19 protein-coding genes are annotated in these 19,825 nt (G+C 61.5%); 7 read left to right on the top strand and 12 right to left on the bottom strand.

What is annotated here, in order from left to right:
• Position 1 precedes the first annotated feature (1 nt).
• From AC2T9U_RS03160 to AC2T9U_RS03115, 10 genes are all read right to left on the bottom strand, one after another.
• Complete coding sequence (locus tag AC2T9U_RS03160; protein ID WP_493696918.1) at positions 2 to 550, bottom strand: DUF501 domain-containing protein; 549 nt, start codon at positions 548 to 550, stop codon at positions 2 to 4.
• 141 nt (positions 551 to 691) lie between these two features.
• Entirely contained in the window at positions 692 to 1,414 is a 723-nt protein-coding gene (locus AC2T9U_RS03155) for an FtsB family cell division protein (RefSeq protein WP_208303737.1), read from the bottom strand.
• 31 nt (positions 1,415 to 1,445) lie between these two features.
• The gene (gene eno / locus AC2T9U_RS03150) at positions 1,446 to 2,726 is read right to left on the bottom strand and encodes a phosphopyruvate hydratase (protein WP_493696618.1); all 1,281 of its coding nucleotides are present in this window, start codon (positions 2,724 to 2,726) and stop codon (positions 1,446 to 1,448) included.
• A 115-nt stretch (positions 2,727 to 2,841) separates the two neighbouring features.
• On the bottom strand, positions 2,842 to 3,558 hold the full coding sequence (locus AC2T9U_RS03145) for a MazG family protein (RefSeq protein ID WP_493696617.1): 717 nt from the start codon (positions 3,556 to 3,558) through the stop codon (positions 2,842 to 2,844).
• A gap of 5 nt (positions 3,559 to 3,563) precedes the next feature.
• The gene (locus tag AC2T9U_RS03140; protein ID WP_493696616.1) at positions 3,564 to 4,133 is read right to left on the bottom strand and encodes a hypothetical protein; all 570 of its coding nucleotides are present in this window, start codon (positions 4,131 to 4,133) and stop codon (positions 3,564 to 3,566) included.
• A 207-nt stretch (positions 4,134 to 4,340) separates the two neighbouring features.
• Positions 4,341 to 4,955, bottom strand: a complete 615-nt coding sequence (locus tag AC2T9U_RS03135) for a rhomboid family intramembrane serine protease (protein WP_493696615.1) — start codon at positions 4,953 to 4,955, stop codon at positions 4,341 to 4,343.
• Positions 4,956 to 4,987: 32 nt separating this feature from the next.
• A complete protein-coding gene (locus tag AC2T9U_RS03130) occupies positions 4,988 to 5,905 on the bottom strand; it encodes a glycosyltransferase family 2 protein (RefSeq protein ID WP_115031032.1) in 918 nt (305 codons plus the stop codon).
• Positions 5,906 to 5,982: 77 nt separating this feature from the next.
• Positions 5,983 to 7,242 (bottom strand): lipopolysaccharide biosynthesis protein, encoded by a 1,260-nt coding sequence (locus AC2T9U_RS03125; protein ID WP_493696614.1) that lies wholly within the window; start codon positions 7,240 to 7,242, stop codon positions 5,983 to 5,985.
• Positions 7,239 to 8,549, bottom strand: a complete 1,311-nt coding sequence (locus AC2T9U_RS03120; RefSeq protein ID WP_493696613.1) for a glycosyltransferase family 4 protein — start codon at positions 8,547 to 8,549, stop codon at positions 7,239 to 7,241. Before AC2T9U_RS03120 ends, AC2T9U_RS03125 begins: the two co-directional genes overlap by 4 nt.
• Before the next feature lie 51 nt (positions 8,550 to 8,600).
• A complete protein-coding gene (locus tag AC2T9U_RS03115) occupies positions 8,601 to 10,442 on the bottom strand; it encodes a S9 family peptidase (RefSeq protein WP_493696612.1) in 1,842 nt (613 codons plus the stop codon).
• 363 nt (positions 10,443 to 10,805) lie between these two features.
• Here AC2T9U_RS03115 and AC2T9U_RS03110 point away from each other — a divergent pair, with 363 nt between their 5' ends.
• The 7 genes from AC2T9U_RS03110 to AC2T9U_RS03080 all read left to right on the top strand — a co-directional run bounded on the left by AC2T9U_RS03110 (position 10,806) and on the right by AC2T9U_RS03080 (position 18,066).
• Positions 10,806 to 11,411 carry an acyltransferase gene (locus AC2T9U_RS03110; protein ID WP_115031045.1) on the top strand — a complete coding sequence of 202 codons (606 nt, stop codon included), beginning with the start codon at positions 10,806 to 10,808 and terminating at the stop codon, positions 11,409 to 11,411.
• A gap of 72 nt (positions 11,412 to 11,483) precedes the next feature.
• A complete protein-coding gene (gene gmd, locus AC2T9U_RS03105; RefSeq protein ID WP_028326630.1) occupies positions 11,484 to 12,515 on the top strand; it encodes a GDP-mannose 4,6-dehydratase in 1,032 nt (343 codons plus the stop codon).
• Positions 12,512 to 13,084 carry a DapH/DapD/GlmU-related protein gene (locus AC2T9U_RS03100; RefSeq protein WP_115031047.1) on the top strand — a complete coding sequence of 191 codons (573 nt, stop codon included), beginning with the start codon at positions 12,512 to 12,514 and terminating at the stop codon, positions 13,082 to 13,084. Before gmd ends, AC2T9U_RS03100 begins: the two co-directional genes overlap by 4 nt.
• Positions 13,081 to 14,199, top strand: coding sequence for a glycosyltransferase (locus AC2T9U_RS03095; RefSeq protein ID WP_493696611.1), 1,119 nt, complete (start codon positions 13,081 to 13,083; stop codon positions 14,197 to 14,199). Before AC2T9U_RS03100 ends, AC2T9U_RS03095 begins: the two co-directional genes overlap by 4 nt.
• A gap of 111 nt (positions 14,200 to 14,310) precedes the next feature.
• Complete coding sequence (locus AC2T9U_RS03090; RefSeq protein ID WP_493696610.1) at positions 14,311 to 15,561, top strand: YveK family protein; 1,251 nt, start codon at positions 14,311 to 14,313, stop codon at positions 15,559 to 15,561.
• A gap of 14 nt (positions 15,562 to 15,575) precedes the next feature.
• Positions 15,576 to 17,099, top strand: a complete 1,524-nt coding sequence (locus AC2T9U_RS03085; protein WP_493696609.1) for a hypothetical protein — start codon at positions 15,576 to 15,578, stop codon at positions 17,097 to 17,099.
• Positions 16,999 to 18,066, top strand: coding sequence for a cellulase family glycosylhydrolase (locus AC2T9U_RS03080; RefSeq protein WP_493696917.1), 1,068 nt, complete (start codon positions 16,999 to 17,001; stop codon positions 18,064 to 18,066). The genes AC2T9U_RS03085 and AC2T9U_RS03080 overlap by 101 nt, the downstream gene beginning before the upstream one ends.
• 16 nt (positions 18,067 to 18,082) lie before the next feature.
• On the opposite strand, the gene AC2T9U_RS03075 is transcribed toward AC2T9U_RS03080, so the two are convergent.
• Positions 18,083 to 19,240 carry an SGNH/GDSL hydrolase family protein gene (locus tag AC2T9U_RS03075; protein ID WP_493696608.1) on the bottom strand — a complete coding sequence of 386 codons (1,158 nt, stop codon included), beginning with the start codon at positions 19,238 to 19,240 and terminating at the stop codon, positions 18,083 to 18,085.
• A complete protein-coding gene (locus AC2T9U_RS03070; protein ID WP_493696607.1) occupies positions 19,240 to 19,755 on the bottom strand; it encodes a hypothetical protein in 516 nt (171 codons plus the stop codon). Before AC2T9U_RS03070 ends, AC2T9U_RS03075 begins: the two co-directional genes overlap by 1 nt.
• Positions 19,756 to 19,825: the final 70 nt, after the last annotated feature.

Below are 19,825 nucleotides of genomic sequence, written 5' to 3'. Positions count from 1 at the left end.
GTCACTGCTGCTGATCTTCAGCGACAGGTACGCAAGGCCCTGTCGGCCATATGTCCTTCAATGCATCGATTGCTTCATCCCCGAACGGGTTTACCCCTGGCCCGGCACTCAATGAATGCCCCACCAACACATGAAGACACTTCACGCGTTCAGGCATTCCACCAGCAGCGATCCCTTCAATTTCAGGAACGTGCCCCAGCCGAGAACGCCGAGCGAGGTAATCCTCATAAGCAGCCCGGTACGCCGCTGCCAGTTGAGGATCTTCGCCCAGGCGCTCGGTCATCTCGGCCATGACACCGTTGGCCTCAAGGGTGCCAATTGCGCCAGTAAGAGTGGGGCAGGTGGCATAGAAGGTAGTGGGGAAAGGCGTACCATCAGGCAGTCGCGGCATGGTCGCCACTACATTCGGGTGTCCGCAGGGGCAGCGAGAAGCTACCCCCACAACACCACGCGGCAACCTGCCCAACTGAGACTCAATCGCGGCGATGTCTTCAGGGCTAGCCTGCTCCACACCAAGCTCGGCAAGCACCTGCGCACTGGGAGTGGGCAGTCCAGGCGCATGTGGCAAAGAAACATCGGGGGTGGTTGGGTCGCTGGTGTTCACGCTACTCCGGTTCAAAATCGTGGAACGCCGCCACGCGGCTGGTAAGGCTTTACGGCCTCCGAGAGCCTACCGTGAGTGGCTGCGACCTCAGTAGCCATGGTTAGCGTTCTCACGTCCTGGATCTTGAACCGAACTGCTCGAAGACCCGGTCCCTGCCTTACCTGTCGGGGTTCCAGCCGGGTCAGTGCGAGTGGCCACCCCGGGAGAAATCGGCGCTAGCGGCGCATTTGCGTCCTTAGGCGAGAGCGAATCACTGGCATCCATGGATGCCCAGACTCGGTCGTACCAGCTACCGCCACCTGATTCATCTGGCCGCACAACAGCGCCAGCACCTGTGGTCTCTTTCGTAGTCAGCCCCTCAGCACCAAGCACGATGTAACGCGTCTCTCCTGGCTTCACAAACTTGAGGCGTTCACGTGCCTGTTGTTCTACGTATGTCTGGTCATCCCAACGCTTGAGCTCTCCCTGCAGAGTATTGATGTTCTTCTGCCGGTCAGAGGCTTCCTGCTGTAGAGAAGCTAACTGTGCTTTCTGCGCAACGTATGCCCGGACAGTAGGCACCAGCATGAGCAAAAGCATCACAACCGTCGCAGCCAGCACAGCCACTCGTTTGGTTGATGAGCGGCCCAGCCGTCGCGTGGAAGAAACGTAGGTGCTTGGCCCTGCTCCTGCGGCGCGTGGGCGTGAAGGGTCACGGTGCCCTGCTGCGGGACCGCTTCGCCCCATCGGACGCCGGGAGGAGGACACGCCAGAGGCGCGACGGGCAGAGGAGCCCGACGCGCCTCTGGGACGACGAGTCGCAGATGCCATAGGGGCAGGCTAATCGCCTAGGAAATGTCCGTCATCCCTTGAAACGCGGGAAAGCGCCGGCACCTGCGTAGACAGCAGCGTCATCGAGCAGCTCTTCAATGCGCAGCAACTGGTTGTATTTAGCAACTCGCTCCGAGCGTGCCGGTGCGCCAGTCTTGATCTGACCGCAGTTCGTTGCCACTGCAAGATCGGCGATGGTGGTGTCTTCGGTCTCACCAGAACGGTGGCTCATCATGCAGCGGTAGCCGTTGCTCTGCGCCATTGCGACAGCGTCAAGGGTTTCGGTGAGCGATCCGATCTGGTTCACCTTAACCAGCAGGGCGTTAGCCGTGTTGGTTGCGATGCCTTTGGCAAGGCGTTCGGGGTTGGTGACGAACAGGTCATCACCAACGAGCTGGACCTTGTCGCCAAGCTCGTCAGTCATGTGTTTCCAGCCGTCCCAGTCTTCTTCGTTTAGCGGGTCCTCGATGGAAACCAGTGGGTAGTTGGCAACCAGGTCCGCGTAGTAGGCGACCATTTCTTCGGCGGACTTGCTGCCGCCTTCGAACTGGTATGTGCCGTCCTTGTAGAACTCGCTGGAGGCAACATCCAAGGCCAGAGCGATGTCGCTACCTGGGGTGTACCCAGCCTTCTTGATCGCCTCGACGATCAGGTCAAGCGCGGCAGCGTTGCTTTCGAGGTTGGGGGCGAAGCCACCTTCGTCGCCAAGGCCAGTGGCCAGACCACGCTCTTTGAGGACGCTCTTAAGGGAGTGGTACACCTCAGCGCCCCAGCGCAAAGCTTCTTTGAAGCTGGAGGCGCCGATTGGGGCGATCATGAACTCCTGGATGTCGACGTTGGAGTCTGCGTGGGATCCGCCGTTGAGGATGTTCATCATCGGGATGGGAAGAACGTGGGCGTTGGGGCCGCCGACGTAACGGAACAGCGGTAGGCCAGCGGAGTCGGCGGCAGCACGTGCCACGGCCAGTGAGACGCCAAGGATGGCGTTGGCGCCGAGCTTGCCTTTGTTGTCGGTGCCGTCGAGGGCAATCATTTCGGCGTCGACGAGGCGCTGGTCAGAAGCGTCGTGGCCGAGCAGGCGAGGGGTGATGTCTTCGAGAACCGCGTCAACGGCTTCTTCGACACCTTTGCCCAGGTACCGGCTCTTGTCGCCGTCACGGCGTTCCACTGCCTCGAAAGCTCCGGTGGAGGCGCCGCTAGGAACGGCTGCGCGGGAGGTGGTGCCGTCGTCGAGGAGGACCTCGACCTCGACCGTGGGGTTGCCGCGGGAGTCCAGAATCTCGCGTGCGCCGATTTCCTCGATGGTTGCCACAATCTCTCCTTCGATGGATGTTCGATTTGGCTGTAGATGATGTGCGGCCGCTGCGTCCGGGCCGTGTTGTGGTTCGCCACGGGTTTCCGGTTGTGTGGGCCGTTCTTTACTGACCCTAGTCGGTATCGGTGGATTCCAACGGGTCGGATGGTCCCTGTTCCTGCCTGTCGCGCAACGATGTGGTGACGCGATTCACAGTAGCCAGCAGGGCTGTTCCTGGGTCCACACCAGCGTCGACCGCTTCGAGAACCAAGGCGAATAGGCGAGTGCCGTAATCGTCTTCGGGCTGGTCAGCTAGGGCAGATCGTACTGTGTTGAGGTGACCTGCCCTGCGGTACCGGTTGGCGATCTTGGCTGCTCGTTCCAACGGTGCGAGGGATGCAGGGATGCCGTCAAGTGGTGAACGTCTCTCCGGTTTTTCAGCTGCTTTGATCGCATCCCAGTTCGCTTCGATGCGTGCTGGGTCATCGGTGTCGACATCGCCGAACACGTGAGGGTGACGGCGGCGGAGTTTGGCGATGGTGCGCTCGGCGATGTCGTCAATGGTGAATGGCTGATCGTGTTCATGGCCTAGGCGGGCATGAAAAACCACTTGGAAGAGCACGTCACCAAGTTCATCGACAAGTTCTTCTCGGTCACCACTGTCAATGGCGTCGGCGAGTTCGTAGGCTTCTTCAACAACAAACTTGGCCAGTGAATTGTGTGTTTGTGCGGCATCCCATGGGCAACCGCCAGGTGAGCGGAGCCGGTCCATGACTTCAATGAGTCCGGCAATGCCTGTGAGTTGCTCGGCGTCAGTGGGGTGCTGCTGGCTACTGCTGGTGGAACCCATATGTTTTATCGCGGCTGCGGCATTGCCTGCTGTGCAGGTTGGATCCAGGCTGGTTGAGCCGGGAGGAAGCCACGTTTGGGGTCATAGCCGCCATATCGGGGGCTGACGGAGATATCGGCGCTGGCGAAGGCTTTTTGGAGTTCTTGATTGATGGCCCCGCCTTGCTTTCCTTGGTTTTGGCCGAGTTTGCGACCGATGGCCTGCACCTGTTGCATCTGGATCGTGGTTTGGGAGACGTCAGGAAGTTGTTTGGCAAGGGCGGTGCGGATGACGTCTTCGCCAATCACTGCGCCGTGTTTTTTACCGACCTCAAGGACCATGGGTCGAAGGGCCAAGATTTGGACGATGTCGGCGCGTTTGATTTGGGCGCCAGCTCCGGCCTTAGTGAGGTCGGTCATGACATCGTCGATGTTTTTTTCACTGATCACGGTGCCGTTGGCGACTGCTGCCACGCCGGGTGATCCTGCGGTGCCGCAGCCGGCTAGCCCTAGGGCAGTAAGGCCTAGGGCGATAACCGCGGCGGCCTTGCCGCCACGCAGGCGGGCGGCGCGCATGAACGACGATGTGCTCTTCACGGTCTAACCTCTTTTGCTTTCGTGACTGGATTCGGCTGGGAGCTCCCGGAGTCCGTCGACGGTGGGCGGTGGTGCCCATGGTGTGGCGCGGACGTGTTGCCGGTTGCATGGTCGATCCGTTTCGCTCGTTACATCATGCCCTGAGACAGCGGCTTGTATCGAGGCGACTCCCGCATTGGTACGGCGGATTCTGCGCACAGGGCCTGGTTAGAAAAAGCGCTTTGGGTGTTTTTTATTGCTACGCAGACGGTGCCCTAGGTGACGGGCCACGTATACGCCTGCGATAGCCCCGGATAGGTGTGCCTGCCAGGAGACGCCCATCTGACTTGGTAGGAGGCCCCAGGCCATCCCTCCGTAGATGCAGGCGACGATGATCCCCACGATTGTGGGAGCAAGTCGACGAGCTGAGAAACCGAAAACAATCAGGAAAGCGGCATAGCCGTAGATGAGACCGCTGGCGCCGACGTGGACTGTTCCAGCAGGCCCGAAGAGCCATACGCCTGCTCCGCCGAGAACGATGATGGAAGCGGTCACAGCGAAGAATTCGCTGGTGATGAGTGCCACAAGGATCCCGAGAGTGAGCAGGATGCCGGTGTTGGTTATGAGGTGGGCGAACCCAGCATGCAGGAATGGGCTCAGAAGAATGCCATACCAGTGGCTAAGACTGCGCGGCTGGATACCAAATTGGTCTAGGTCAGCTGCCGCAACCTGGTCAACGATTTCGCAGGCCCACATGAGCCCAACGAGAAGGCAGAGCTGTAGTAGCCGGGTGGCTAAGCAGGCAGGTGTGCGTTTGGGGCGCGTGGTAACGGCGCGGCTCATACCTTCCAGCCTGCCGTACATGGTGGGGACGGCTAGGCGTTGTGGTTCTGGGTGCTGCGTTGGTCGGCTCGGCGCCATTCGCGACGGGCACGCCACATAACTAGGGCGGCGTCATGAGGGTTGAGCTGACGTTGGACGGTGTCGATGATGTCTTGCTGCATGGCGTGGGTCCATGCGGTTTCTTCCGGGGTGAGCGGGGTGCGCCCCAAGGCGGAAGCGAAAACAGCGCGCCAGCCTTCTTGTCGGTGACCGAGGGTGTAATCCAGCAGGCTCCCGTATGCGGTGAACATAGGGGAATCGGGGTCAGGGTTACTCCAAGGACTGGTTGCGGTGACTTGTTCATCGTGGCGGCGGTATTTGAGTCCGGGCACAGCGGTGCGGACTAGACGGTATCCGTTGGCGGCGGCGCGCAGCCAGAGTTCATAGTCTTCGGCGGGCACATCGGTGTATCCGCCGAGTGCGTCGAAGGCGCTGCGGCGCATTGTCACCGAGGGATGGACGAGCATGGAGCCCAAGAGAAGGTGGAAGGGGGTGGCAGCGGCGGAGAACCGACCGGGCTGGTCTACGCCGGTGATATTTCCGGTGGCGTTGATGTGCAGGGAGGTAGTGAAAACGAAGTCAGCGTTTCGTAGGGCCAGGCGGCTGAGGCTCCATCGGCCCACCATGACGATGTCGTCAGCGTCCATGCGGGCGATGTACTCGCTGTCGCTGGCGCGGGCGAGTTCATTCAGGCTGTTAGCTACGCCGTGGCCGTGGTCGTGACGGTGAATGATGAAGCGGCTGTCGCGTTCAGCGGCGGCGGCGAGCAAGGCGGGCGTGGAGTCGCTGGATCCATCGTCCATGATGCGCACGTGTGCGTCGCGAGGCAGGGTGGCGGCCAGGCTGGAGAGCGCTGTGGGCAGGTAACGCTGACCGTTGCGGACTGGCATAAGGACTGTCAGACGAGGCATGTTCTTCGCATTCAGGTGAAGGGACGGTCGGCGAGCTAGGTGTACTCACTCACAACCCTACGATTTGAAAAAGCTTCTTACATAAGAACATTCACAACTGGTAGGGCAATTGCTGTACAGGAAACCGCGACCATCACGGGCAACGCGGCACCCTTAATACGCGACAACGCATACGTGACCAGCAGAACCAAAAGCTCTTTACCAACAACAACATAAGCTGCAGCCTCAATCGATTCGAGAGCAACCCAACCAATAAGGGGCGCACACGCCAACGCCATCACAGCCGGAACGATAGAGGCCCGCGGACGCTCGTAATAAATAGCCATGATCTGCAACGCCAACGAAATCGAATACGGAATAGTAGCCACCGCCAACGTGGGCACCGCAGCAAGAGTGACATTCCACGCATCGCCAAGAATGGGATCAAGAACCCACTCCACCAGCGCAAGAACCACGCCCACCGCTGCCGTAGTAGCCAGCACAGCCAGCAACGTAATCCGCCGAATAAGCCCCGGATGCTTAGCAGTATCCTTCTCCGCAGATATGCGCGCCCGTAGAAAGTTCGACGTCGCAGACGACAACGCTTCACCCGGGCTACGACCCATCGTCACAGCAGTGGAATACGTACCGAGGTTGCCGACCCCAGCGAAACCACCCACGAACACCCGCTCCAACTGGCCTTGCCCCCACCCCAAAGCACTGAGCGTAACCAGAGAACGCATTCCCTTACGGGGATGGCGCCCACCTTCCTGCGGAGTAATGTCGACCCGTGCGTGCGCACGATGCACCAAAAACAAGAACGTCGACTCTGTGGCAAGCAAATGCACCGCCATCGCCACCGAAGAACGCGTCAGCCACACCACCACGAACGACAAGGAAAGCCCCGCCACGGCAGCTAAGAGCTGATAGCGAGCAAGCTTGTGCCATTCCTGCAAATACTGCAGCCGAGCAACCGGAACAATCCCAGCAGTAGTGATAAACGGCACCACCAAAAAAGGAACAAGCCCCAAAATGTAGCCACCCAGGTCTTGACCATTGGTGAACCACAAACCGACAAGCACCACAAGGATCGCGAACGACCCCAATAACGCCGAGCTATGGGCAGTGCGCCGAACAGAACGGACATGCCGCGGGTTAGAAACAGAAACGACAGCCTGATTACGCAAAGCACTCTCAGCGACAGCCTGATAAAGCGTGTAGGTGAGAGCAACCCAGCTGTACACACCGACAGCACCCGGGTCAGTGAACGCAGCAAAAGCCACAATCACCACCGCGGAAGCAACACGCGGGAAAACCCGCTCCAGAGTTGCCCACGCCAGCTGGATCACCGTGTTCATGAGCGTGAAACAGCCTTATCGGTGCCTTCACTGGACTGGGTAGCCTGCGCAGATGCATCAGCATCTACCGCCGCTACATCAGCCTGATCGCTAAGCCTCACTCCAGCAACACTGGCGAGATACTGCATGATGCCCCGCACTGCTGCCCCCTCCCCCAAGTGCGACTGAGCAAACTCTCGCCCTGCCACGCCGAGCTCTGCAGCCCGCGCAGGGTCTGCAACAAGACCTTCGGCGGCCTCCAAAAGATCTGCAGCAGCACCCGGGGCAACCACCACACCAGCGCCTGCCCGTTCAACAAGACCAGCAGCCGTCCCCAACGCATACACAGCCGCAACAACCGGCTTACCCGCATTGAAATACGTAGAAAGTTTGCTAGGTACAGCCATCTCAGCTACGCCTGGCTTCTCATTAAGAACAAGGACATCCGCAGCCGCCAAAGCCGCCCGGAAGTCCTCATCAGGCAACGGATCCACAAAAGAAATATTCGCGCAGTCCCCCGCCAGCTCTTCCAGCCGAGCCCGCTCACTACCATCACCAGTCAGCACAAACAACGCCCGCGACTGACGCGACTGAGCAACCTTGGCTGCCTCAACCACCACCTCCAGCCCCTGCTTGTTCCCCATCGCCCCCGAGTGCATAAACACTGGCCGATCACCCCAGCCCATCCGCTCCCGGAACCGCTGACCATCCTGGCTACTAGCAGCCTGCACATGTGACCAGTTCCCATGCACCGAAACCCGCTCAGCAGGCACACCCAACTCTGAAACTGCGAACGTACGGAACCGCTCCCCAATAGCCACCACACCATCAGCTGCCCGATACACCGCCCCCTCCAAGCCCTTAGCCACCCGCACCTTCCACGAACCCGCCGCATCTAGCTCAGCCATTCCCCGCGTGTACAGGTCCTGACTCCACAGCGCACTCGGCACACCCAACAGCTTGGCCTTGGCCACCACCGCCGCCGAAGCAAGCAGCGGCGGAGAAACCGTCAACACCACATCCGGGCGCCCCCACGAAGACCCCAACACCCCGGCAGCAAAGGACAGCTCCAACAAGATCCGCCCCACGCCAATACCCCCAGCTGGAACCACATGCCGCACCCGACGCACAGGCACGCCATCAATCACCTCATCCCGACGCCACCGACGAAACCCGGTGTAGTTACGCCACTGGGGGTAGTGCGGAATACCCGTGATCACTCGCGCATCATGCCCCTGGGCCCGCAACCCACGCGCCAACCCAGCCACATACGGCGCAATACCGGTCGGTTCGGGGTCATAGTTAACCGCGACCACGAGAATCTTCATGAACACTCCAGACGATGGATCTACATACTCAACAAACAGGAAAAAGGCAGCTCAGAGCGCTATATCTTCTACAGGACGCCGAAGAACATCCCGCTCCACGAGCAACGACTGCACCGCGTCAAACACAACCTGACGGCTCGTCTGCGCGAACAAGCTGTGATCAATCCGCTCATCAACCTGCAACCGGAATCGCCCATCTAACCGCGGTGTCCGCATAAACATCGGGCCACCCTTAGCCCGGAAAACAGCAGCCTCCGACAGCCCCAGAGCCAACACCGTGACCGTGCGACGATCCACCGGAGTCAACAACGCCGCCACCCGGTCCGTACGCCTATCTCCTCGCAGCAAACCCCGCAAACGAGGAAAACGAATCGCCATGTCATGCAAGAACTCGTGGAACCACATACGCATCCCACCACGAGAGCTAGCCGTATCCGAGGACTGCGCGTCATCTTCTTCTTCCGCGCCGTCTCCCGCCGCCGACAACACCTGCGAAAACGCGCCCTCTGAACGGTATGTCTTGGCATAAAACGCCTCGTCATAATTCGACGAATCCGGATCCCAATGCACCGGATTAACCGCAACCACCCCGTTAAAAGCCCCCTCCGAGGCGGCCGCGCGCAACACCGACCACGCCCCCGAACAGGCCCCCACACCAAACACATCAACCCCACCACGCTGACGCAGCCACGCAGCACCGTGAAGAACATCCTCCACACTCGTCTCCGTGTACGGGAACGGCTCCCCCGGATACCTCACATCCGTGGTCTCCCCCAACTCACGACGATCCATCCGCAAACCAAGAACACCATGCGGCGCCAACGCTCGCGCCGCAGCCGTCCACGCATTGCCCGGCCCCCCGCGCAACTCACTACCAATCGCCGTGTACAACACGGCACCATGCACCCCAGCCTCCGGCGAAGACGTCAACACACCCGGCAACAAATCCGGCCCGACCAGCACAATCGATTCCTCCACCACCCGACCCGAAGCATCCTCCCACCGCGCATCCCGCACCTGAGGAACCGGCAAAAACGGCCCCTCAACCCCCGAAGCCAACCGCCCCACCAACGCATCAGCATCCTCAACCCGCGTCTGCACAAAATGCGGAGAGCCCAGCGTCAACTGCAGCACAGCCTTCGGATCTGACTCCCGCACAATCTCAAAGCCATCACCCTCACCAGCACGACGAGGAGCCTTCAGCCCCTTCAACGAAGCCGCATGCCCCGCCAAGAAGTGATACCCACACAACTCCACACCCTCATCCACCACCTCCACCGGCGAAGCAAACTTCCGCAAATTCTGGTGCTGCCGCAAAAACGACGCCCCCGACACCGGCTCCCACAACACCACCGACCCCGTAACCGGCGTGACCACAACACCCTCTTCAGCAGCAACAACCGCCTGCACATGCGCAAACGCCAACGCCCCACCCAAACGCCACCCCACCACACTCACCGGACGATCAGGCACCGCAGCCCCCGCCGCAGCTACCGCAGCCTCAACCTCCTCACCCCACACCGACACCAAATCCAAATCCGCAGGAACATCAGGGGATTCACCATCCCCACCCAAAAACAACGACACCGCCACAAACCCCGCATCCGCAGCACGCACCGCCAACGCCCGCAACCGCCGGAAAGGCACCGTCGTCTCACGACCAACCGAAGGAACCACCACCACTGCGCCCCGAGCCTGCCCCCCAGCTGGCTCATCCACCCGCGCTAACACCGGACGCCCCGACGTCGTCGTCAACCACGTCAACCGTGACGTACTGGACACCCGCCCATCATCGCCCACACTGTTCTCCCGAATCACCGCAGACTCCGGCACCACCGGTGACCCCGCGCGTACATCGACCACAGGGTCACACCCCTGAAGGAACGTGCTCATTGGTCTCCCCCTCTAAAAGGACACAATCACGACTGACACAGCACCCCAAGGCTCCCCCACCAGACCGCCGGGCACATGCCCCACAACACCGCAACACCCAGTCACAGCCCCAACGCAACACCCCACGTATGGACGTTCGACTTGGACAACACTAACAACGCCTCCCTCTCCCCCCGCCGACCGATGCACAGAACCACGAACCCACTCCCCACACGACGCGCCCCCGAGCAGCCCCCACGCACCCTGCCACTATGCAAGCCACAACGCCCTTAGCCTTGCCGTGGGCAGCGCTGCAACCAAGAATCAACACAACACAAAACACATCCGCCAGGCCCGCCGCACCACCCAGAACGGAGAGCCCCCATGACCACACAGTCGGTGCCCGCCCCCGACCACGACCCCACCATCTACCCCGAAGGCCTCCAACGCACCGCCCACACACGCACACCCGGCTGCCTCCGCAACCGCATCATCGCCCTAGGCACCCACATAGCCTGGAACTTCTGGGTGAACTGCCTATCCGCCTCCCCCCTCGTACCAGGGCGTCTACGCCGCATCATGCTCAACAAAGCAGGCATGAACATCAACACCAACGGCATCAGCCCCCACTGCCGCTTCACCAACTCCAACGTCTACGTAGGCCGCTACACCTACATCAACGAAGGCTTCTACGCAGACGCCCGCGGCGGCATCCACATCGGAGAACGCGTCGGCATCGGCCCACGCGTCATGATCATCACCTCCACCCATAAAATCGGCCCCGCCGAACAACGCACCGGATCCCACACCACCCGCAAAGTCATCATCGGCGACGGCGCCGCCATCGCCTCCGGTGCCCAAATCCACGCCGGCGTACGCATGGGACGCGGATCCATCGCCTCCGCAGGCGCCGTCCTCATGCGCCCCTGTCGCAACGGCGCCGTCGTCTCCGGCGTACCAGCCAAAGAAATCTACAACTACAACGACTAAGCACCACACCCCCGCAAACACCCAAAACCTATCCTGGACCCAAACCCCTCAACCACAACCCAAGGAGACCCCATGACCAAAAAAGCCCTCATCACCGGCATCACCGGCCAAGACGGCTCCTACCTCGCCGAACTCCTCCTATCCAAAGGCTACGAAGTCCACGGACTCATCCGCCGCGCATCCACCTTCAACACCGACCGCATCGACCACCTCTACCAAGACCCACACGAAGACTCAGCGCGCCTCAAACTCCACTACGCCGACCTCTCCGACGGCTCCCGACTCGTCACCCTCCTGGACACCATCCGCCCCCACGAGGTCTACAACCTCGCCGCCCAATCCCACGTCCGCGTCTCCTTCGACGAACCCGAATACACCGGAGACGTCACCGGAATCGGCACTACCCGCCTCCTCGAAGCCATCCGCATGATCGGCCTAGACTGCCGCTACTACCAAGCCTCCACCTCCGAAATGTTCGGAGCCACACCCCCACCCCAAAACGAAGAAACCGCCTTCTACCCCCGCTCCCCCTACGGCGCCGCCAAGGTCTACTCCTACTGGATGACCCGCAACTACCGCGAGGGCTACGGCATGTTCGCCACCAACGGCATCCTCTTCAACCACGAATCCCCTCGCCGCGGTGAAACCTTCGTCACCCGAAAAATCACCCGCGCCGTCGCCGCCATCACCCTCGGACTGCAAAAAGACCTCTACATGGGCAACATCGACGCTATCCGCGACTGGGGATACGCACCCGAATACGTCGAAGGCATGTGGCGCATGCTCCAAGCAGACCAGCCCGACGACTACGTCCTCGCCACCGGCACCCCCTGCACCGTCCGCGAATTCCTCGCCGCCGCCTTCACTCACGTCAACCTCGACTGGGAAAAATACGTCAAATTCGACGAACGCTACCTACGCCCCACCGAAGTCGACTCCCTCATCGGCGACGCCAGCAAAGCCCACAAAAACCTCGGATGGAAAGCCACCACACACGCCCACGACCTCGCCAAAATCATGGTCGACGCCGACATCGAACTCCTCAAACGCCCCCACGGCCACACCGGACCCATCGACGCCGGAAAGGCCAACTTCGGCGCATGAACACCCCCACAACCACCCGCAAACTCTCCACCTTCACAGGACGCGGCTACGACAAAGGCGCACACCCCCTCAAAATCGCCGCCTGGGTCACCATCGGCGACACCATCACCCGATCAATACTCTGCCCACCCAAACTCCGCGCCACCATCCTGCGCGCCTTCGGCGCCACCATCGCCCCCCACGTACTCATCCGCCACAACGTCCGCATCCACTGGCCCTGGAAACTCACCATCGGCGAACACACCTGGATCGGCGTCGGCGCCTGGATCCTCAACCTCGAACCCGTCACCATTGGCTCCAACGTCGTTATCAGCCAAGAAGCCATGCTCTGCACCGGCAGCCACCACGCCAACGACCCCGCCTTCGAATTCGACAACGCCCCCATCACCATCGAAAACGGCGCCTGGATCGCCACCCGCGCCACCATCCTGCGCGGCGTCACCATCGGCACCGACGCCACCATCGGCGCCACCACACTCGTCACCAAAAACGTCCCACCCAACACCCGCGTCCTGGCCCCACTACCAACCCACCACACACCACACACCACAGAAGAGAGCACCCGATGAAAATCATCCACGTCGTCGGACTCATCTCACCCCAAGGCGAATATGGCGGCCCCACCTGCGTAGCCATCGAACACGCAACCGCACTCACACACCTGGGCCACGAGGTCACCATCGCCGCCGGAACCCGCGGCTACGACACACCCCCCAACAACATCAACGGCGTCCCCACCAAACTCTTCCGCGCCCATACCCCCAGCCGACGCGGCTCCCTACGCGCACTAGCCGCCCCCGAACTCGCCATCTGGCTACACACTGCAGCCCAAAACGCCGACATCGTCCACATCCACCTCGGCCGCGACTTCGTCACCATGCCCGCAGCCCTGGCCATGCGCGGCACCAAAACGCCCTACGTCCTCCAAACCCACGGCATGGTCATGCCCACCCACAAAACCCCCATCCACGCCCTCGACAAAATCTCCACCCTCCCCGCCCTACGCCACGCTGCCCGCATCCTCTACCTCACCCCAGAAGAACGCGACGGCCTCATCAATCTCGACGCCAACATCAACATCGAATTCCTCCGAAACGGCATCCACACCCCCAAAACCCCTCCACCCCCACGCACAACCCCCCAAGAAGTCCTCTTCCTCGCCCGCATCCACGAACGCAAACGCCCCCTGGACTTCATCGAGGCCGCACGCCGACTCGCACCCCAATTCCCCCACATCACCTTCCGACTCATCGGACCAGACGAAGGACAAGGCACCGCAGTCCGCGACGCCATAGCCACATCCGGCCACTCCGACCGCATCATCTGGGACGGCCCCATACCCCCTGAAAACACCCGCGACGCCCTCACCAACGCCGACATCTACGTCCTACCCAGCGTCAACGAGCCCTACCCCATGAGCGTCCTGGAAGCCCTCGCCCTAGGCACCCCCACCATCATCACCAACACATGCGGCCTGGCCGAAACCATCACCAAAGGCAACGCCGGAACCGTCATCCATCCCGGCCCCGAGCACCTCACCACCGCCCTACACCACCTCCTCACCGACACCACTGCTCGCACAAACGCAGCCGCCAGCGCACACGCAACCGCCCGCAACCACCTCGACATCACCACCGTCGCCACCCACCTCGAAAAGCTCTACACCACCATCACCCAGCCATAACACCCATCCCCAGCACCCATCACACCCCCGGTTGGCAACCACAACCACTCGTCATGGAGAATCAACCTCACCCCCCACCCACGACGACGGCCACGGAAACGGAGCCCACCCTTGTTCGTCCGCGAATACTTGAGCCTCCTCACACGCCGACCCCTCCTACACACCATCATCGGCGCCCTCGTGTTCGCCGCCGTCATGGCCCAAGGACTCATCACCCAACCCACCTACGGCGCAACCACCTCACTGCTGTTCGCAGCAACCGGCGGCAACTCAGCCACAGAACTCAACCAAGCCGCCACCTACCTCCAACGCGAAATGGCCTCCTACGTACGCGTCGCCACCTCGCCCAACGTCCTCAACCCCGTCATCCAACAACTCCACCTCACCGGCGAAACACCCGCCACCCTCGCCAAAAGCATCAACGTCACCAACCCCACCATGACCGTGATCCTCGACATCACTGTCACCCGCGAAAACCCCACCGAAGCAGCCAACATCGCCAACACCCTCACCCGACAACTAGCTGCCACCGTCCAAAAAACCGCCCCCACACAAAGTGACGGCCACCGCACCCAACAAACCATCTCCGCATCCCCCCTCGCCGAAGCCCAAGCCCCCGAAAAACCCACCGGCCTCACCTGGCCCCTGCGCACCGCCATCGCCATCGCCGCCGCGCTCATCACCGCATTCATCACCGCAATCCTCTTCGGCGGCCTCGACCAACGCATCCGCGTCACCAACGACCTACGCCGCATCCCCCACACCCGCCTCCTGAGCACCATCCCCCACCGCTCACTACGCAGCCTCCTACGCCGCACCCCCCAACCAGCCACACCCGAAACAACCAACCCCGCCTACGAACGCACCGCCGGCCTCCTCATCGGCGAACACACCACCAACCACGCCCCCATCACCCTCATCACCAGCCCCAACCCCACCACCAACACCTACCCCACCGCCCTCGCCCTCGCCCAAGCTGCCCACCGCATCGGCGCCACCTCCGCCATCATCGACACCACCGCCCTGCCCCCAGCCACCATCACCACCCTCACCGCCACCGGCGATAACAACACCACACCCGAAATCACCATCACCACCCTCACCGCCACCGGCGAAACCACAACCACCACACCAGCAAAACTCACCGAACTGACCAACAACTACGAACTCATCCTCCTGGCCACACCCCCACACCCAGCCAGTGCACACAGCCAGCTCCTTGCCCCCACCGCCACCACCACCCTGCTCGTCGTCCCCCTCACCACCCACAAAAACGACCTCAACGCCACCCTCGCCGCACTCCACCCCAGCGACGAAAACCCCATCTACATCCTCGCTACCGACACCCCCGACCACCACTGACCCCCCACCCCACCGTGACGCCCGGCCCTATCAACCTCATCCACCTCGCCCTAACCGTCCTGACCCTCACAGGCATCGCCTCCATCCTCATCGCCACGCACCTACACAAACGCGGCCACGACGGACTCCACCTACGCACCTGGCTCGTCATCGACTTCGCCATCACCTACGTCATCTCCGGCCTCATCCACATCACCGGCACTCTGTCCACCTCACGTGGCTTCTACGAAGCCGTACCCAACAATCCCTACAGCAACGACACCGGCCTCCTCCAAGCAGCCCTGACCACTCCCCTAGCCCTGACCGCACTGACCATCGGTCTGCTCATCCGCTGGCGCCGCACCGACATCCCCACCAACAGCGCCACCTACTCCATGGCCACATCCCACCCCATCCTCACCCTCACCGCCGGACTCACCCTCACCGCCGCCGCAGCAGTCGGCAGCATCCGCATCCGCGGCCACCTGGCCAACAGCGCCGGAGAACGCGTCATCGGCGTCGACGGCGGCATGGCCCGCTACGCCTTCCTCGCCTCCTGGATGCCCTGGGGTGTTCTTCTCCTAGCGCTCTGGAGCATCACCCGACGCAAAAATCCCGCCGCAGACATGCGCAACGCCCTCATCATGGCCGCCTGCACCGGCGTCATCGCGGTCAACTCCAGTTGGACCGGAGGCCGCGTCGACATCGTCGTCTTCTCCCTCCCCCTGCTCATCCTCGTCCTTCCCTGGATCCGAGGACTACGCACCCCACTACTCATCGCCGGAGCAGGCGGGGCTCTAGCCGTCATCTACAACCAAACCATCAGCCGAGCTGGCGTCACCAGCTTCGACATCCCCGCGCTCCTGGACTGGCAATGGGGCAGGTTCTCCATGGTGGCTTGGGCAGCCCGCTTCGCCACCGAACACAACTACCTCAACGGCGAAACCCTCATGTCCGGGTTCCTCACCGTGCCCGCAGCACTCCTACACTTCGCTGGCGTCCCCACCCAAACATGGCGCTCCATCGTCCAATACAGCGGCTGGTGGTTCTCCGGCAGCGAAGAACTCATCTTCACCGTGCCCGGCATGACCGCCGAACTATTCATCAACCACGGCTACATCGGTGTCGCCGCCGGTTACCTCATCCTCGGCCTAGTCACCTCACTCATCGCCGACACCTACCGGCACTGCCGCACCGAATTAGGCCGCGCCCTACTCATTTACATCGCCGCCATCCTGCTCTTCCAAACCGTCACTGCCCAGTCAGGAGCGACCACTCCCCTGGTCATCATGACCGGTGCTCCCCTCATCGGCCTGGCTACCCTCGAAACGTTCTGCCGCTGGTACGACACCACCCACATGCGCCTAGTCACCGACACTTATATCCCTGCTTCTGCTCTACCCCAGCGGGCACCGAACCAACCAGACGGAAACCATGGCTCACCCCACACGCACCCGAATCACGATCGCCATACTCCTGATCACGGCACTCATCGCCGCGATCACGATCTGGTACGCCCACCACGAACCACCCAACCCCACCCCGACACCTCCCAGTAACACCACACCCGGGGCAGGGAAACTCTCCGGAATCGCGATCCCCGGAAGCGAATTAGCTTACGTCCCCTCCGAACGCCTCGCCGCTGACCTCGACACCGTCAAAAACTCCGGCGCCACCTGGATCCGATTCGACATTCCCTGGACCCACGTCCAATGGGAACCCGAGGACTACCACTGGGACCCTTACGACCGCGTCGTTAACGAAGCCAATAGCCGTGGACTACGCATCCTCGCAGTTCTAGGAACCGTTGCTCCCCACCAAAGGCCACCTGGCAGTTCCTGGACAGCTGGCCTGACCACACCTGACCAACTCACTGGGTTCACCAACTACGCCGCCACTGCAGCTACCCGCTACGCAGGCAAAGTCCATGCCTGGGAAATCTGGAACGAACCCAACGTCGACCGCTCATGGGCTCCCCACCCTGACCCGGCAGCATACGCACCCGTACTCACCAAAACTGCTGACACACTCAGAGCTACCTGCCCTACATGCGTGATCATCGCCGGCGGCACCGGCGGAGCAGCACCAAGCTCACCAGATGTACCCACCATGGACTGGTGGCGTGCCCTGGCCACCTCCCCAGCCCTCACCCATGTCGATGGTGTCGCGCTGCACCCCTACTCAGATATGCGTAACGGCGCCTCCGGCGAGATGGAGTACGTCAAACCACTGCGGGAACTACTCGACACTCACGGACACACCAAACTCCAGATCTGGGGCACTGAAGTCGGTGTACCTACTGGCGAAGGACATGTCACCGACGACGAAGCCGCCCGGCTAATGCGCGAAGGCGCTCACGCCTGGAATGAATTGGCGTACGCCAATAAACTCGGCCCGCTGTTTTGGTACACCCTCCGCGACCGCCACAACGCTGGCCGCGAAGGAGCATTCGGTCTACTCACGCACGACGGAAATCCCAAAGGAACCCGCCAAACTTTCGAAGAGCTGCTCACGAAATACCTCTAGCCCCCCCACTACGAGGTCACTTACTAGAACGCACCAACTCAGCTAAAGCCTTCCCCGCCTGCGCGTGCCCCTGGGCGTTGGGATGCAACGGGCCATATTGAGTGAAGGGATCATTCACCCACGGTTCCTGGCTGCACACACCGTGGAAAGACCCTGCGGATTCGAACCCTAAAGCAGTGTTCATATCGACATATCCGACCGTCACGCCATTGTGAGACAACGCCGCCTGCGCTTTTTCTGCTGCTTTGTGAATTCCGGTATTCAGCTCTGTGATGGTCTCCCGCACACGTTTCATCGACTCGGGGGGCATGCCATTGCAGCTGCCAGCTGTGGCGTACAAGCCAGGTATTTTGTTCCATCGTTGCGCCAGTGAGCTGTGGTTCGGGTCAGTGATGATCTGCGGGTACCCCATGATGAGGATCCGCCCTCCAGGTTTGACGAATCGTGCTAGTGCAGAAAGAAGCGGTTCCACTTCCCCCTGGTCGGGGTTCGCTGACCACAGCGGCACTTGCCCAGCAGGTAGGGGTACCGATGCGTTGCCTTGGGTGAGAGTGTCGAGAATCTTTGTGGCTTGTTCGGGTGGAACATCGCAGCTTCCCCAGCCTGGCGAATCCCAATCCAGGGATTCGCCTTGGACATTTTTAGTGTCCATACATAGTTCGCCCAGTGCCCCCAAGGCAGCGTTGTTCGCGCCGAAAGTCATGGTTATCAGATCGAATCGGTTACCGCTGGCGGCGATACTGTCGAGTTCTTTAACCAGTGAGGAGGTGCGGGTAGGGGTGCCTGGTTCGATGGGCGTGTTGATTTTCACACCGAGCTGGCGGTACGCCTCCGCGAGCTGGATCGCCCAATCGTCGGTGGTGGCGCCAGCGCAGGCGGTGAAGGCTTGCCGATAACTGATGCCTGAAGACGCCAACTGTTTTTGAGCGATGACTGGCATCGCTGCCTCGTTGCTTGTGGCTCCGTCGGCGCGGCCACACTGTGCACCCCATGCCGAAGGGTTGGGGCTGACGCTGGTGATGCCGTAGCCGCTGCTGATGCTGTCACCAAGGGCAGCCCAGGTGGATTCACCGTTAGTGGGTTTTGCTGAGGCAGTTGGCGCGGCGGTGAGGCAGGTCAGAAGGGCTGCGCTGATCAGCGCAGCGGCGGCGGTGCGGTGTGTGTGTCGGGGCATCAGTTCTCTCCCGTGCGAGCTGTGGTGTCAAGGCGGGCGCGTAGGAGGGCCAGGGCGTTGTGGGCTGCTTGGGGTGATGGTGGGGTTCCTGCGGAGCAGCGGCTGAGATAGGTGCCGATGTGGGTGCGGGCGGCAAGGGTAAGGGAGCGCAGGTCGGGGTCGTTGAGGGTGACTGCGGCGGTGAGGATTTCTTGTGGTGTTGCTGCCTTATCGATGAGGTCGGCGGCGTCGCGGCATTGGTCGGCTTGGAGTGGGTTGGAGGTGATGAGGGCGCGTTGTGCCGCGTCGGCGAAGGCGGTGATGGTGTGACGTGCTTTGGTGTTTTTTTCGTTGCTGTTGGCTGGAGGTGGGGGTAGTTGAGCGATAGTGCTGGCTGCAGCGGAGCTGAGGGCGCTGGGCAGTGGTGGGACGGGGTCTGCCTCGTGGGGGGCGGTGCAGGCAGTGGTAAGCAGGAGCGTGGCTGCGGCGATGGCCAGTGGTGTTTTGCTCTGGTGGGGCCTGGTGTGTGGGGTCATGGGGTTGTCACCGTTCCTCGTCGTGGTCGAGGTGGTGTGCACCGAGTCTCGACGGGTGTGGTGTTCTGAC

The organism is Dermatophilus sp. B7861-1 (genome assembly GCF_058996045.1).
This window is presented reverse-complemented; position numbering and strand designations above follow the sequence as displayed.